The organism is Nocardioides pacificus (assembly GCF_054775955.1).
On the sequence record NZ_BAAHCI010000005.1, the window covers coordinates 944305 to 959300 of the forward strand.

A 14996-nucleotide genomic window follows, 5' to 3' on the forward strand; every position below is an offset into this window, starting at 1 on the left:
TGAGACCCGTGTCACGTCAGGGGAGTCGCGCATGAATACGTTCGCAGCCACCGTTGTCCCGTCAGGTTCGCCTCAGGTCGTCGAAGTCGCTGGGGGGAACCTGATCCTTGTGGTCGTCGTGGCGGTGATCGCGCTCGCGGCCCTGGGCCTGGCTGTGATGTTCCGCCAGGAGGTGTTGGCGGCCCCCGAGGGCACGGCGAAGATGCGAGAGATCGCCGTCGCGGTCCAGGAGGGGGCCAACGCCTACCTCGCGCGCCAGTTCCGGACTCTCGCGATCTTCGCGGCGATCGCCTTCTTCGTGCTGCTGGCCCTCCCGGCCGACGACTGGGTGGTGCGGATCTTCCGCTCGGTCTTCTTCCTGCTCGGGGCAGGGTTCTCTGCCGCGATCGGCTTCCTCGGCATGTCGCTGGCCACCCGCGCCAACCTGCGCGTCGCCCACGCCGCCAACACCACCGGGCGCGATCCGGCGATGAACGTCGCCTTCCGCACCGGTGCCACGGTCGGCATGGCCACCGTCGGGCTCGGCCTGCTGGGGGCGAGCGTCGTCGTCATCGCCTTCCAGGACGAGGCGGCCCACGTGCTCGAGGGCTTCGGCTTCGGTGCCGCCCTGCTCGCGATGTTCATGCGGGTCGGCGGCGGCATCTTCACCAAGGCCGCCGACGTCGGAGCCGACCTGGTGGGCAAGGTCGAGCAGCACATCCCCGAGGACGACCCGCGCAACGCCGCGACCATCGCCGACAACGTGGGCGACAACGTCGGTGACTGCGCCGGCATGGCCGCGGACCTCTTCGAGTCGTACGCCGTCACGCTGGTCGCGGCGCTGATCCTCGGCGCCGCCGCCTTCGGTGACAAGGGCCTGGTCTTCCCGCTCCTGGTGCCGGCGATCGGGGCGCTCACCGCCGTGGCCGGAGTGTTCCTCACCAAGCCCCGTGGCGGCGAGGGTGCGCTGACGGCGATCAACCGGTCCTTCTACATCTCCTCGGCAGTGGCGGCGGTGGCGAGCGTGGTGCTCGCCTTCGTCTACCTGCCCGGCGACTTCGCCGACCTGACCGGTCGCGACCCGAACAACCCGATCGACTCGCTGATGGGCGGGGCCCAGCCCGACGGCAGCCCGGCCCTGATCGCGGCCATCGCCGTGCTGATCGGCATCGTGCTCGCCGCCGTCATCCTGTCGCTGACCGGCTACTTCACCAGCACCGACCGCCGGCCGGTGCGCGACATCGGCAAGACCTCGCTGACCGGGGCCGCCACGGTGATCCTCGCCGGCCTCTCGGTCGGCTTCGAGTCGGCGGTCTACACGACGCTGGTGATCGGCTCGGCCGTCTTCGGCGCCTTCCTGCTGGGCTCCGGCTCGCTGTCGATCTCGCTGTTCGCCGTCGCCCTGGCCGGCTGTGGCCTGCTGACCACCGTCGGCGTGATCGTCGCGATGGACACCTTCGGTCCCGTCGCCGACAACGCGCAGGGCATCGCCGAGATGTCGGGCGAGGTGAGCCCCGAGGGTGCGCAGATCCTCACCGAGCTCGACGCCGTCGGCAACACCACCAAGGCCGTCACCAAGGGCATCGCGATCGCCACGGCGGTGCTCGCGGCGAGCGCCCTGTTCGGCTCCTACATCGGCTCGGTGCTCGAGGCGGTCGAGGACGTGGACCTGGTCGAGGACGACCTGAGCGCGCTGACCTTCTTCGTCTTCAGCCCCGACATCCTCGTCGGTCTGCTGATCGGTGTGGCCGTCGTCTTCCTCTTCTCCGGTCTCGCCATCAACGCCGTGGGCCGCGCCGCCGGCGCGGTCGTCTACGAGGTGCGTCGCCAGTTCCGCGAGATCCCCGGGATCATGGAGGGCACCGCCCGCCCGGAGTACGGCAAGGTCGTCGACATCGTCACCCGCGACTCCCTGCGGGAGCTGTCCACGCCCGGGATCCTGGCGATCCTGGCGCCGATCGCGGTCGGCTTCGGCCTCGGGGTCGGCCCGCTCGCCGGATTCCTCGCCGGTGCGATCGGCGCCGGCTGCCTGATGGCGGTCTTCCTCGCCAACTCCGGTGGGGCCTGGGACAACGCGAAGAAGCTGGTCGAGGACGGCCACCACGGCGGCAAGGGCTCCGACGCCCACGCGGCCACGGTGATCGGCGACACCGTCGGCGACCCGTTCAAGGACACCGCCGGCCCGGCCATCAACCCGCTGCTCAAGGTGATGAACCTCGTCTCCCTGCTGATCGTGGGAGCCGTGGTCAGCCTCAACCTCGGCGAGGACGCCAACCGGCCGCTCTCCGTGGTCATCGCCCTCGCAGCGACCGCGATCATCGCCGGCTCGGTCTACATGTCCAAGCGTCGTTCGATCGCCGTCGACCACGAGACGCCCACGCCCACGGCGGCGGAGACCGGAGCGGCGCGTCCGCCGCAGATCTGAGCCGGCGGGAAGCCTGGCGCGATCACTGGTGGGATCACTGGTGGGGGATGGGGTGGTCGCCGGCTGACCTAGAGTCGGTCGGGTGACCACCCGGGACCTTGCCAGCCGTCTGCGCGCCGCCCTCGACGAGGCGGACTTCACCTACGACGCCGTCGCCGACCTGCTCGGCGCCCAGGCGCACGCGGCGCTCGCGCGCAACGAGACCACGCCCGGCCTGCGTCGTACGACGGACGGGTCGCCGCTGGAGACCCTGACCCGGCTCTTCCTGCTCCAGACGCCGGTGTCGGCCGCCGCCGCCGAGCAGGCACTGCCGGGGCTGCTCGACCGGATGGCGGTCGAGGGCCTGGTCGGGCAGAGCGTCGGCGAGGTCGCTGCCCGGCTCGACATCCGTCCCTACGCCGCGCCCGACGCCCGCGGCGACCACGACTTCTGGGTGGTCAGCGACCTCACGCCCGGCCTGGACGGGCACCACAACCAGGTCGGTCCCGACCACGTCCTTGGCATCAGCTCCGCCTCCACGTCGCTGGCCCAGCTGACCCGCCGGGAGCCGGTCGGCCGGGCGCTCGACCTCGGGACCGGCTGCGGCGTGCAGGCGCTGCATCTGGCGACCCACAGCCAGAGCGTCGTGGCCACCGACGTCAACAAGCGGGCGCTGTGGATGGCACGCTTCAACGCGGCCCTCAACGACCTGCCCGGGATCGAGGTGCGCGAGGGGTCCTTCTTCGAGCCGGTCCGCGGCGAGGGTTTCGACCTGATCGCGACCAACCCGCCTTTCGTGATCTCGCCCGCGACCGGGGAGCGGCTGGTCTACCGGGACTCCGGGCTGCCGGGTGACCGGGTCGTCGAGGACATCGTCCGCGCCGCTCCCAGACACCTCAACCCCGGCGGCTGGTGCCAGATCCTCGCCAACTGGGTGATCGTGGACGGCACGCCGTGGGACGAGCGGCTGGCCGGCTGGCTGGACCCGTCGTGCGACGCGTTCGTGGTGCAGCGCGAGGTCGTCGACCCCGCGTCGTACGTCGAGCTGTGGCTCAAGGACGCCGGCGTGCAGGGCAGCGACGACTATCTGCGCCGCTACGACACCTGGCTGTCGTGGTTCGAGGAGCAGGGCATCGAGGCGGTCGGCTTCGGCTGGATCAACCTGCGCCGACGCGCGGAGGGGGCCGGCATGGTCCGGCTCGAGGAGTGGCCCTACGACGTGGAGCAGCCGGTCGCCCCGGTCTTCGGGGAGTGGACCGCCGCCGTCGACGCGCTGGCGGGCATCGACGACCTGACGGCCGCGCGCCTGGTCGCCCGACCGGACGTCCAGCAGGAGACGCAGGGGGCGCCCGGCGCCGAGGACCCCCAGACGGTCGTGCTGCGCCAGCAGCGCGGACTGCGCCGGGCCCGCCGGGCCGACACCGTGGAGGCGGCCCTGGTCGGTGCCTGCGACGGTGAGCTCACCATCGGCCAGATCCTCGACGCCCTCGCCCAGATCCTGCACCTCGACGCGGCCGAGATCCGCGCCAGTCATCTGCCGCTGGTGCGCGAGCTCATCGAGGAGGGCTTCCTCTCGCCCCAGGATCGGACCCGGGCGCCGTCCAACGGGCGGCCGGTGGCCGGCGGCCCCGGTCGTCGTCGACGCGGCTGAATCGCCGTCCGCGAACACCCGTACCGGACGGGCCGTCGGCAGCACGCGCTACCGTAATCGGCCGTGAGCCCCGTCTGATCCACCCGACGGGGGCACCGAGAGGCAGGAAGTAGGTCCCGTGGCACACAAGCTGGTGATCGTCGAGTCCCCCACGAAGGCCCAGAAGATCGGTGGGTTCCTCGGCAAGGGGTATGTCGTCGAGTCCTCCATCGGCCACATCCGCGACCTCCCGAGCAGCGCGGCGGACACGCCGGCCAAGATCAAGGACAAGCCGTGGGGCCGGCTCGCCGTGGACGTCGACAACGACTTCGAGCCCTACTACGTCGTGCCGCGCGACAAGAAGGCGCACATCACCAAGCTCAAGGCGCTGCTCAAGGATGCCGACGAGCTCTTCCTCGCCACCGATGAGGACCGCGAGGGTGAGGCGATCGCCTGGCACCTCCTCGACGAGCTGAAGCCGAAGAACATCCCCGTCAAGCGGATGGTCTTCCACGAGATCACCAAGCCCGCCATCCTCGCCGCGGCGGAGAACCCCCGCGAGCTCGACATGGACCTCGTCGAGGCCCAGGAGGCGCGCCGCATCCTCGACCGCCTCTACGGCTACGAGGTCTCGCCGGTGCTGTGGAAGAAGGTCATGTCCGGCCTCTCCGCGGGCCGCGTGCAGTCGGTCGCCACCCGCCTGGTCGTCGACAAGGAGCGCGAGCGGATGCGCTTCCGTCTCGCCTCCTACTGGGACCTCGAGGGCACCTTCGACGCCGGCAGCAAGCACGAGCAGCGGATGTTCCCCGCCAAGCTCCACTCCGTCGACGCCGCCCGCGTGGCCCGCGGCTCCGACTTCGGCCAGGACGGTCTGCTCAAGGCGTCCAGCGACGGCAAGGTCGTCCACCTCGACCGCCCGCGCGCCGAGGCCCTGGCAGCGGCGCTGCAGGACACGACGTACGACGTGCGCTCGGTGGAGTCCAAGCCCTACAAGCGCTCGCCCTACGCGCCGTTCCGCACGACCACCCTCCAGCAGGAGGCCAGCCGCAAGCTCGGGATGAGCGCGTCGGTGACCATGTCGGTCGCCCAGCGTCTCTACGAGAACGGCTTCATCACCTACATGCGTACCGACTCCACGACGATCTCGGACGCGGCCATCAGCGCGGCCCGCGACCAGGTCCGGGAGCTGTACGGCGCGGAGTACCTGCCGGACGCGCCGCGCACCTACGCCTCGAAGGTCAAGAACGCCCAGGAGGCGCACGAGGCGATCCGCCCCTCCGGCGACACCTTCCGCACTCCCGCCCAGACCGGGCTCAAGGGGGAGCAGTTCCGTCTCTACGAACTGATCTGGATGCGCACCGTCGCCTCGCAGATGAAGGACGCCGTCGGCAGCACGCTGACGATCCGCCTGGGCGGCACCGCGAGCACCGGCGAGGACGTCGTGTTCTCCGCGAGCGGGCGCACGATCACCTTCCACGGCTTCCTCAAGGCCTACGTCGAGGGCACCGACGACGCCGCCGCCTCCCGCGACGACCAGGAGGCCCGGCTGCCCAACCTGGTCGAGGGCGAGCCCGTCTCCGCCGCCTCGGTCAGCGCGAGCGGCCACGAGACGAAGCCGCCGGCCCGCTACACCGAGGCGACGCTGGTCAAGGAGCTCGAGGAGCGCGAGATCGGCCGCCCCTCGACGTACGCCTCGATCATCGGCACGATCCTCAACCGCGGCTATGTCTACAAGAAGGGCACGGCGCTGGTCCCGGCGTGGCTGGCCTTCTCGGTGATCCGGCTGCTCGAGGAGCACTTCCCGCGCCAGGTGTCCTACGAGTTCACCGCGCTGATGGAGGACGTGCTCGACGAGATCGCCGCGGGCCGCAAGGACCGCAACACCGAGCTCGGCGAGTTCTACTACGGCTCCGACGAGATCGCCGGCCTCAAGCGGCTGGTCAACGAGCTCGGTGACATCGACGCCAAGGAGCTCGCGACCTTCCCGGTCGCGGGTCCCTCCGGCGAGGACGACACCGGCGTCCACCTGCGGGTCGGGCGCTACGGCCCCTACCTGGAGGGGCCCGACGACGACGGCACGCCGTTCGCGGTCCGCGCCAACGTCCCTGACGATCTGCCGCCCGACGAGCTGACCCTGGAGAAGGCGCGCGAGCTGCTCGCCAACCCGGCGGGTGAGGAGATCGAGCTGGGCCGCCACCCGGAGACCGGGCTCGTGGTCGTGGCGAAGAACGGCCGCTTCGGCCCCTATGTCACCGAGCTGCTCCCCGAGGACGCCCCCAAGTCGGCCAAGGCCCGCACGGGCTCGCTGTTCGCGTCGATGTCGCTCGACACCCTCACCCTCGAGCAGGCCGTCAAGCTGCTCTCGCTGCCGCGGGTCGTCGGCGTGGACGCCGAGGGCATCGAGATCACTGCTCAGAACGGGCGCTACGGGCCCTATCTCAAGAAGGGCACCGACTCGCGCTCGCTGACCAGTGAGGACCAGCTCTTCACGGTCACCCTCGACGAGGCGCTCGCGATCTACGCGCAGCCCAAGCAGCGCGGCCGGGCCGCGGCAGCGCCGCCGCTCAAGGAGCTCGGCGAGGACCCCGTGTCCAAGCAGCCGATCGTCGTCAAGGCCGGCCGGTTCGGCGAGTACGTCACCGACGGTGAGTACAACGCGACCCTGCGCAAGGACGACTCCATCGAGGAGCTGACCCTGGAGCGGGCCGCCGAGCTGCTGGCGGAGCGGCGTGCCAAGGGCCCGGCGAAGAAGTCGGCCAAGAAGGGCGCGAAGAAGGCGCCCGCCAAGAAGGCCGCGAAGAAGACGACCGCGAAGAAGGCCACGGCGAAGACGGCGGCGAAGAAGACCACCAAGGCCGCCGCCAAGAAGTCCTGATCTCCCTGAGCCCACCACCGAGAGGCACTGCCCTGAGCGAGCACACCACCACGACCGGGCGGTACGCCGCGCGTGGGGTCTTCGTCTGCTTCGAGGGCGGCGACGGCGCCGGCAAGTCCACCCAGTCGCGGGCCCTGCGCGAGTGGCTCGAGGCCGAGGGCTACGACGTGGTGTCGACCTTCGAGCCGGGCGACACCGAGGTGGGCCGCCGGCTGCGCCAGATCGTGCTCGACCCGGCGACCGGGGATCTCTCCGACCGCACCGAGACGCTTCTCTACGCCGCCGACAAGGCCGAGCACGTGGACACCGTGGTGCAGCCGGCCCTGGACGCGGGACGGGTCGTGGTCACCGACCGCTACGTCGACTCGACCCTGGCCTACCAGGGCGCCGGCCGGACGCTGGACGTCGCCGAGGTGGAGCGGGTGGCGCGCTGGGCGACCCACGACCTGCGTCCCCACCTGACCGTGGTCCTCGACCTGATGCCCGAGCAGGGCCTGGGACGCTTCGAGGAGCGCGACCGGATCGAGGGGCAGTCCCTGGAGTTCCACCGACGGGTCCGCGAGGCGTTCCTGACGATGGCCGCCGCGGACCCCGAGCACTACCTCGTCGTGGACGCTCGGCTGGAGCGCGAGGAGATCGCAGCGGCGGTGCGGGAGCTCGTCCGTCCGCTGCTGGGGCTGGCTGCGCGGAGGGTCGAGCAGTGAACTCCTCCGTCCTTCGAGACGGGCGCGGAGCGCCCACCTCAGGAACCGTCTGGGACAGCCTGGTGGGGCAGCGGGCGGTGGTCGAGGCGCTGAAGCCGGCGGTCGCGAGCCAGGGGATGACCCATGCGTGGCTGTTCACCGGCCCGCCCGGGTCGGGACGCTCCAACGCGGCGCTCGCCTTCGCAGCAGCGCTGCAGTGCGAGGTCGGCGGCTGCGGCGAGTGCCATGCCTGCCGCACGACGCTGGCCGGCTCCCACGCCGACGTGGGCGTCGTGCGCACCGACAAGCTCTCGATCGGTGTCGACGAGATCCGCGACCTGGTGCGCAGCAGTGCCCTGGCGCCGGCGGGACGGCGCTGGCAGATCCTGATCATCGAGGACGCCGACCGGCTCACCGAGCGCGCCTGCAACGCCCTGCTCAAGGCCATCGAGGAGCCGACCGAGCGCACGGTGTGGATGCTGTGCGCCCCCACCGTCGAGGACCTCCTCCCGACGATCCGCTCCCGTTGCCGGCTGGTCACGCTGAGCACGCCGACCGCCGATGCGGTGGCGGACTTCCTGGTCCGCACCGAGGGCATCCACGAGGGCATCGCGGCCTACGCCGCCCGCGCGAGCCAGGGGCACATCGGCCGGGCCCGAGCGCTGGCCCGCGACGAGGCGACCCGCAACCGGCGCCGCGAGATCGTGGGCATCCCCACCCGGCTGACCTCGCTGGGGGCCTGCATGACCGCCGCGGCCAACCTCCACGACGTCGCCAAGGAGGAGGCCGAGGTCATCACCAGCGAGCTCGACGCCCGCGAGCGCGTCGACCTGGACAGCTCCTACGGCGTCGTCGAGCGGGGCCGCCGCCCGCGCGAGTACGGCCCTGCCCTCAGCCAGCTGGAGAAGTCGCAGAAGACCCGGGCCAAGCGCCGGATCCTGGACGTGGTCGACCGTGGCCTGATGGACCTGGCCTCGGTCTATCGCGACGCCCTCGCCCTCGCCACGCGGGCCCCGGGGATGCTCGTCAACGAGGAGCTGCGCACCGAGATCGAGCAGATCGCGCGGACCTCCACGCCCGAGCTCAACCTGCGACGGATCGATGCGATCTTCGAGGCCCGTCGTCAGATGCTCGAGTTCAACGTGCCTGTCATGCTGGCGCTGGAGTCGATGATGGTCGCTCTGAAGGTCCCCGAGAGGAGTCGAGCGTGAACCGGAAGTACTTCGCTGTGGCCGCGGTGGTCGTGGGCGTGCTGTTGGTGCTGGGCATCCTGCTCATCATCGGGATCGTCCAGGGTGACGACACCGACATGGAGGAGCAGCCCACGGACCAGACCCCGGAGTCCGCGCCGCTCGTCCCCGGTGGCACGCCGCCGCTCGCTGCGGCCTGAAGGCAGGCTCGGTGACGCAGGCAGACGGACGGGCAGACGGACGGGCAGACGGGCAGGTTCCACCCCCCTCGGGCGGTTCGCCCCGCGGATCGCTCGCCGTACTCGTGGCCGGCCTCACCGCGATCGCGGTCTTCGCCGTAGTGGCGCTGGGCGTCGGGCTGGCCGTGGTCCTGGACGCCGACGACGGCGACCCGACGACGGCTCCCTCGCCGAGCACGGACCCGAGTGCCACGCAGGCGCCGGACGCCGCCCTCGAGCCCTTCTACTCCCAGGACGTCACCTGGGAGGAGTGCCGCGACGACTTCGAGTGCGCCGACATGGAGGTGCCGCTCGACTATGCCGAGCCCGACGGCGAGCGGATCGAGATCGCGCTGCTCCGGGTGCCGGCCGAGAGGCCGTCGGAGCGGGTGGGCTCGCTCGTGGTGAACCCCGGTGGGCCGGGAGCGCCGGGCACGGAGTACGCCGCCAGCGCGGGGCTGGTGTTCCGCGAGCCGCTGCTGGAGCGCTTCGACATCGTCGGCTTCGACCCGCGCGGCACCGGTGGCAGCGCCCCGGTCGACTGCCTCAGCGATGCGGAGCTCGACGACTACATCGCGAGCGATCCCGACCCCGACAGCCCCGACGAGGTGGAGGACTACGCCGCCACCCTCGAGCGCTACGGCCAGGGCTGCGTGGACAAGAGCGGCGATCTGGCCGGCCACGTCACGACCGTCGAGGCCGCCCGTGACATGGACGTCCTGCGCGCGGTGCTGGGTGAGCGGACCCTGACCTACCTGGGTGCCTCCTACGGCACCAAGCTCGGCGCCACCTATGCCGATCTCTTCCCCGAGCGCGCCGGCCGCCTGGTGCTGGACGGCGCCGTCGACCTCAGCATCAGCAGCCGCGACCTGGCCCTGGAGCAGGCGGGCGGCTTCGAGGTCGCGCTGCGGGCCTATGTCGAGGACTGCATCGACCAGGGTGACTGCTTCCTCGGGGACACCGTCGAGGACGGCCTCGACACGATCACCGAGCTTCTCGACCAGGTCGAGGACAAGTCGCTGCCCACCGACGGCGACCGGGAGCTGGAGGTCGGCAACGCGTTCTACGGCATCGTCGCGCCGCTCTACAACCGCGACTACTGGTTCCTGCTCACGCAGGCGCTGCAGGCGGCGATCGAAGACGGCGACGGCACGGCGCTGCTGATGCTCTCCGACCTCTACAGCTCGCGCACCGAGGGCGGCTACAGCGACAACAGCATGGAGGCCAACTACGCGATCAACTGCCTCGACGATCCAGCGTCGATCCCGGTCGACGAGGTGCCGGCGCAGATCGACGACTTCGTCGAGGTGTCCCCGACCTTCGGCGAGGTCTTCGCGTGGGGCCTCGCCAACTGCGAGGGCGTGCAGGTCGAGTCCAGTGAGCCCCCGCGGGACATCACGGGCGCCGGCGCGCCGCCGATCCTCGTGATCGGTACGACGCGCGACCCCGCCACGCCGTACGCCTGGGCCGAGGCGCTCGCCGAGCAGCTCGAGTCGGGCGTCCTCGTCAGCCGCGACGGCGACGGCCACACCGGCTACAACGTCGGCAACGCGTGCGTGGACGAGGCCGTGGAGGACTTCCTCCTCGAGGGCAAGACCCCCCAAGCCACCGACTGCTGACCCGTCACTCCCTCGACCAGTTGTACGGCGTGTCGCGGCGCCGTTGACGGCTCGGCGACGTGGACAGGGCGGATCAGCGGGCCCGGACCGGCTCGATGATCGACTGGATCCGCCGGGTCGCCAGCTCCGTCATCAGCCGCGCGGCAGGTGAGAGCGTTGCGTTGGCCCGGTGCACGATCGCGAGCGTGTCGTACTGCCGCGGACGCAGGGAGGCCCACCCGGCGCCGGGGGCCAGCCGGGGCAGGAGCTGCTCGGCGGCGGCCTTCGGCACGATGGAGTCGACCAGCCCCATGCCGACGAGCTCCACGGCCGTCTCGACGTCCTCGACCTCGATCCGGGTGTGCGGGTTGAGGCCGGTCTCGTGGAGCATCCGGCGCAGGATGAGGCGGTTGGAGTCGGTGGCGCGCCAGGTGGTCTCCGACATCACCAGCGACGCCTGGGCGATCCGGTGGGCGGTGACCGGAGACTGCAGCTTCTCGTGGTCGGCGCTGATGTAGACCAGCTCGTCGCGAGCGATCGGAGTGACCTGCAGCCCCTCGGCGTGCACGGTGGGCACGGCGATCATCGCGGCCTCGATCCGGCCGCGGCGCAGCTGGTCCTGCACGTCGGTGGAGTTCTGCCCGATGAGCTCGACCCGGACTCCCGGGTGGCGCGCCAGCACGTCCGCGACGAGGCTGGCCCCGGCGTAGAGCCGGGCGATGCCGAACATGCCGAACCGGACGGTGCCCGTCTCGAGCGTGGAGACCGCCTGGGCGGCGCGCCGGGCGTCGTCGGCGGCGGCGAGCACCCGCTCGGCGTACGGGCGCAGCGCCTCGGCCGAGGCAGTCGGCACGACCCCGCGCCCGACCCGGACGAAGAGGTCGGTCCCCAGCGTCTTCTCGAGGGAGCGGATCTGCTCCGAGACCGAGGGCTGGGCATAGCCGAGCTGCTCGGCCGCGGCCGTCAGCGACCCATGCTCGTAGGCGGCGAGGAAGCAGGTCAGCTGATGCAGGGACAACATAGGTGAAGCCTATGCTTCGCGAAGGAAAGAGAGGCTAGCCCTATGGCACGGAACCGCCGACCATTGGTGTGTTGCTCCATGCCCGTATCGGAAAGGCTCCGCCATGTTCGTCCACGTCTGCACCGCCTGCCAGAAGCGTCAGCTGATCTTCCCGTCCCAGTTCACGGGTGCGTTCGAGGGCGGTCAGGGCGGCGTCGAGGTGACCTTCACGTGCTGGTGCGGCGCCGAGCAGCGCTCGCCCCTCAGCTGGGCTCCGGACGCCCCGATCGACCAGCAGCGGACGCCCGCGCACGCTGCTTGACCCCCTCGGTTTCGCTCCGGCCGCAGCGATTCCCTATACTTCCACGCGTTGCCCGGACAGGTCTTCGGATACCACCCGGTCGGCACGCCGCCTTAGCTCAGTCGGTAGAGCGAGTCACTCGTAATGACTAGGTCGTCAGTTCGATTCTGACAGGCGGCTCCACCAGGAAGGCCCCTGTTCCGCGCAGCTGCGGACGGGGGTCTTCGTCGTGTCCGGGCACACTGACCTCAAGGCTGCGCGGCTCGTTCGCACCGCTCTCGCCCCATCCGTCCGCTCACCGGAGGAACCCATGACTGCACTGACCGCCGTCCGTCTCGGGGGCCGCCCCGACCTCCCGCTGCTGATCCTCGGCCCCTCACTCGGCACCACCGCGACCACGCTCTGGGCGGAGGCTGCCGCGCTTCTGGCCGACGACTTCCAGGTCGTGGGCTGGGACCTGCCCGGGCACGGCACCAACCGGATCGCGGTCGAGGGGCCCGTCACGATGGCCGACCTCGCGGCCGGCGTCCTCGACCTCGTGGACACGATGGGCCAGGGGATCCACCCGCCGACCTTCCACTACGCCGGCGACTCGGTCGGTGGCGCCGTGGGGCTGCAGCTGCTGCTCGACGCCCCCCACCGCGTCGAGTCGGCGACCCTGCTGTGCACGGGCCCCCGCATCGGCGAGCCGGAGGGCTGGGCCGAGCGCGCCGCCACGGTCCGCGCCTCCGGAACCGCGGCGATGGTCTCCGGCTCCGCCGAGCGCTGGTTCGCCCCCGGCTTCCTCGACCGCGCCCCGGAGCGCGGCTCGGCGCTGCTGCACGCACTCACCGAGGTCGACGACACGGGGTACGTCGAGGTGTGCGGCGCGCTCGGCGGGTTCGACGTGCGCGAGCGGCTCGAGGAGATCTCCGCGCCGGTGCTGGCCGTGGCCGGGGCGCTCGACGTGCCCACCCCGCCCGCCAAGCTGCGCGAGATCGCCGACGGCGTCCGCGACGGTCGGCTCGTCGTCCTCGACGGCGTCGCCCACCTGGCGCCCGCCGAGGCTCCGGAGGCGGTGGCGCGGCTGATCCGCGAGCACGTGCTCGGGCCCAGCCGCGACGCGATGACGGTGGCCGAGGTGCGAGCGGCGGGGATGGAGGTGCGCCGCGAGGTCCTCGGCGACGAGCACGTGGACCGCGCGATCGCCCGCACCAGCGACCTCACCCGCGACTTCCAGGAGCTCATCAACGAGTACGCCTGGGGCAGCGTCTGGACCCGGCCCGGCCTCGACCGCCGCTCTCGGTCGATGATCACGCTGACCGCTCTGGTCGCCCGCGGGCACCACGAGGAGCTGGCGATGCACCTTCGGGCCGCGCTGGCCAACGGCGTCACGGCGGACGAGATCAAGGAGGTGCTGCTGCAGAGCGCGATCTACTGCGGGGTGCCCGATGCCAACACCGCCTTCCGGATCGCCCAGGAGGTCCTCGAGGAGGCGTGAGGGTCCTTGCCTAGGCTGGCCACGTGACTTCCTCGCAGCCCGACCAGTCCCGGCTCCACACGACCGAGGTCGGCGACACCGGCACCCGTGTCGTGTTCCTCCACGGGCTCTTCGGCCAGGGGCGCAACTTCACCCAGATCGCCAAGGCGCTGCAGCCCGACTTCCGCTCCCTGCTGGTGGACCTGCCCAACCACGGGCGATCGGCGTGGACCGAGGACTTCGGCTACGAGCTGATGGCCGACCTGGTCGCCGAGGAGCTGCGCGCCGACTTCGCGGCGCAGGGACCCGTCCACGTGGTCGGTCACTCGATGGGCGGCAAGGTGGCGATGGTCCTCGCGCTGCGCCACCCCGAGCTGGTCGAGCGGCTGGTGGTCGTGGACATCTCCCCGGTCTCCTCCGAGGGCAGCGGCGAGTTCGAGCACCTCCTCGACAGCCTCTCCGCCCTCGACCTCTCGACGGTCGAGCGGCGCTCCGACGCCGACGAGCAGCTGAGCGGCCCCATCGGGGACGAGCGGGTGCGCGGGTTTCTCCTGCAGAACCTCCGCTCCAGCAGCGACGGCTTCCGCTGGCAGGCCAACCTCGAGCTGCTGCGCCGCGAGCTGCCGGCGATCGGCGGCTTCCCCGAGATCGACGCGACCTTCGACCACCCCACGCTGTGGATGGGCGGCGAGCGATCCGGCTACGTGCAGGACCAGCACGCCGACGAGATGCGCCGGCTCTTCCCGCGCACGACCGAGGTGACGATCAAGGGCGCCGGGCACTGGGTCCACTCCGAGCAGCCCGAGGCGTTCGCGTCGGCGCTGCGGGTGTTCCTGGGGGCGGCCGACCGCTGAGCGCCGGGACGCGACGTACCGCCTGGGCGTGCTTGTCACTACCCTCCTCGCTTGTGACCCCGATCAAGCGATGGATGAACCGCGGCCTGCTTGCCGCCTGGAGCTGGGCGGAGCGCTCCGGCGAGATCGTCCCCGGCACCCGCGCGGGCGATGCCTTCGGCAGCCTCGGCGAGGGCAGCTGCATCGGCTTCCCGGCCGCGACGCTGATGGGGGTGGAGTCGATCCACATCGGCTCCGAGACCCTGATCGGCCGGCAGGTCACGCTCTCGGTCGGCTACGGGCCGCTCGACCTGCGGGCGCCCGAGCGGGCGCTGGTGATCGGCGACCGGTGCGTGATCGGCGCCCGCTCGAGCCTGACCGCGCACGAGTCGATCGTCATGGGCGACGACGTGTGGTGCGGCCAGGACGTCTTCGTCTCCGACGCCAGCCACGGCTACCAGCAGCTCGATCTGCCGATCGGGCAGCAGTTCGGCACCCATCAGCCGGTCGTGATCGGATCCGGGTCGTGGATCGGCCACGGTGCGATCCTGCTGCCCGGTACGACGATCGGGCGCAACGCTGTCGTCGCCGCCGGGTCGGTGGTGCGTGGCGAGGTGGCCGACAACGCCATCGTCGGCGGTTCGCCGGCCCGGGTGATCCGGCGCTTCGAGCCCGGCGTCGGGTGGATCACCGCCTCCGGCAGCGTTCGGCCGGTGCTGCCCTCCGGCCTCGACCTGGAGGAGGGCGACTTGAGGGACGGCGACCTGGAGGACGGCGACCGGCCGGCCGGCCTCGTGGTGGGCTGACGCCGACGGGCCGATGGTCC

Annotated in this window: 12 protein-coding genes and 1 tRNA gene; 12 read left to right on the forward strand and 1 reads right to left on the reverse strand. The window is 71.4% G+C overall.

Annotation, left to right across the window (positions count from 1 at the left end; all coding sequences use genetic code 11):
* Nucleotides 1-31: 31 nt before the first annotated feature.
* The 7 genes from ACYU7L_RS07105 (at nt 32) to ACYU7L_RS07135 (ending at nt 10598) form a co-directional block, all read left to right on the forward strand.
* Nucleotides 32-2404: a sodium-translocating pyrophosphatase gene (locus ACYU7L_RS07105; protein WP_460794640.1), complete on the forward strand. Its 2373-nt coding sequence runs from the start codon at nt 32-34 to the stop codon at nt 2402-2404.
* Between the two features lie 82 nt (nt 2405-2486).
* Nucleotides 2487-4034, forward strand: a complete 1548-nt coding sequence (locus ACYU7L_RS07110) for a DUF7059 domain-containing protein (RefSeq protein ID WP_460794641.1) — start codon at nt 2487-2489, stop codon at nt 4032-4034.
* Nucleotides 4035-4152: 118 nt separating this feature from the next.
* Entirely contained in the window at nt 4153-6888 is a 2736-nt protein-coding gene (topA, locus tag ACYU7L_RS07115; RefSeq protein ID WP_460794642.1) for a type I DNA topoisomerase, read from the forward strand.
* Between the two features lie 32 nt (nt 6889-6920).
* Nucleotides 6921-7592: a dTMP kinase gene (tmk, locus tag ACYU7L_RS07120; protein ID WP_460796601.1), complete on the forward strand. Its 672-nt coding sequence runs from the start codon at nt 6921-6923 to the stop codon at nt 7590-7592.
* Nucleotides 7589-8782 carry a DNA polymerase III subunit delta' gene (locus tag ACYU7L_RS07125; protein WP_460794643.1) on the forward strand — a complete coding sequence of 398 codons (1194 nt, stop codon included), beginning with the start codon at nt 7589-7591 and terminating at the stop codon, nt 8780-8782. Before tmk ends, ACYU7L_RS07125 begins: the two co-directional genes overlap by 4 nt.
* A complete protein-coding gene (locus ACYU7L_RS07130; protein ID WP_460794644.1) occupies nt 8779-8961 on the forward strand; it encodes a hypothetical protein in 183 nt (60 codons plus the stop codon). Before ACYU7L_RS07125 ends, ACYU7L_RS07130 begins: the two co-directional genes overlap by 4 nt.
* An 11-nt stretch (nt 8962-8972) precedes the next feature.
* Nucleotides 8973-10598 (forward strand): alpha/beta hydrolase, encoded by a 1626-nt coding sequence (locus ACYU7L_RS07135; protein WP_460794645.1) that lies wholly within the window; start codon nt 8973-8975, stop codon nt 10596-10598.
* Nucleotides 10599-10671: 73 nt separating this feature from the next.
* Here ACYU7L_RS07135 and ACYU7L_RS07140 read toward each other — a convergent pair whose 3' ends face one another.
* Nucleotides 10672-11598, reverse strand: a complete 927-nt coding sequence (locus ACYU7L_RS07140) for a LysR family transcriptional regulator (RefSeq protein WP_460794646.1) — start codon at nt 11596-11598, stop codon at nt 10672-10674.
* A 103-nt stretch (nt 11599-11701) separates the two neighbouring features.
* Here ACYU7L_RS07140 and ACYU7L_RS07145 point away from each other — a divergent pair, with 103 nt between their 5' ends.
* The 5 genes from ACYU7L_RS07145 to ACYU7L_RS07165 all read left to right on the forward strand — a co-directional run bounded on the left by ACYU7L_RS07145 (nt 11702) and on the right by ACYU7L_RS07165 (nt 14976).
* A complete protein-coding gene (locus ACYU7L_RS07145; protein ID WP_460794647.1) occupies nt 11702-11899 on the forward strand; it encodes a hypothetical protein in 198 nt (65 codons plus the stop codon).
* Nucleotides 11900-11985: 86 nt separating this feature from the next.
* Nucleotides 11986-12061 (forward strand) — tRNA-Thr (locus ACYU7L_RS07150).
* A 127-nt stretch (nt 12062-12188) separates the two neighbouring features.
* On the forward strand, nt 12189-13358 hold the full coding sequence (gene pcaDC / locus ACYU7L_RS07155; RefSeq protein WP_460794648.1) for a bifunctional 3-oxoadipate enol-lactonase/4-carboxymuconolactone decarboxylase PcaDC: 1170 nt from the start codon (nt 12189-12191) through the stop codon (nt 13356-13358).
* 23 nt (nt 13359-13381) lie between these two features.
* Nucleotides 13382-14191 carry an alpha/beta fold hydrolase gene (locus ACYU7L_RS07160; protein WP_460794649.1) on the forward strand — a complete coding sequence of 270 codons (810 nt, stop codon included), beginning with the start codon at nt 13382-13384 and terminating at the stop codon, nt 14189-14191.
* 53 nt (nt 14192-14244) lie between these two features.
* Nucleotides 14245-14976, forward strand: coding sequence for an acyltransferase (locus ACYU7L_RS07165; protein WP_460794650.1), 732 nt, complete (start codon nt 14245-14247; stop codon nt 14974-14976).
* Nucleotides 14977-14996 lie beyond the last annotated feature (20 nt).

Coding starts and splice junctions, on each gene's coding strand:
- ACYU7L_RS07140 (WP_460794646.1), bottom strand. CDS start 11,598: ATGTTGTCCCTGCATCAGCTGACCTGCTTCCTCGCCGCCTACGAGCAT.
- ACYU7L_RS07145 (WP_460794647.1), top strand. CDS start 11,702: ATGTTCGTCCACGTCTGCACCGCCTGCCAGAAGCGTCAGCTGATCTTC.
- ACYU7L_RS07105 (WP_460794640.1), top strand. CDS start 32: ATGAATACGTTCGCAGCCACCGTTGTCCCGTCAGGTTCGCCTCAGGTC.
- pcaDC (WP_460794648.1), top strand. CDS start 12,189: ATGACTGCACTGACCGCCGTCCGTCTCGGGGGCCGCCCCGACCTCCCG.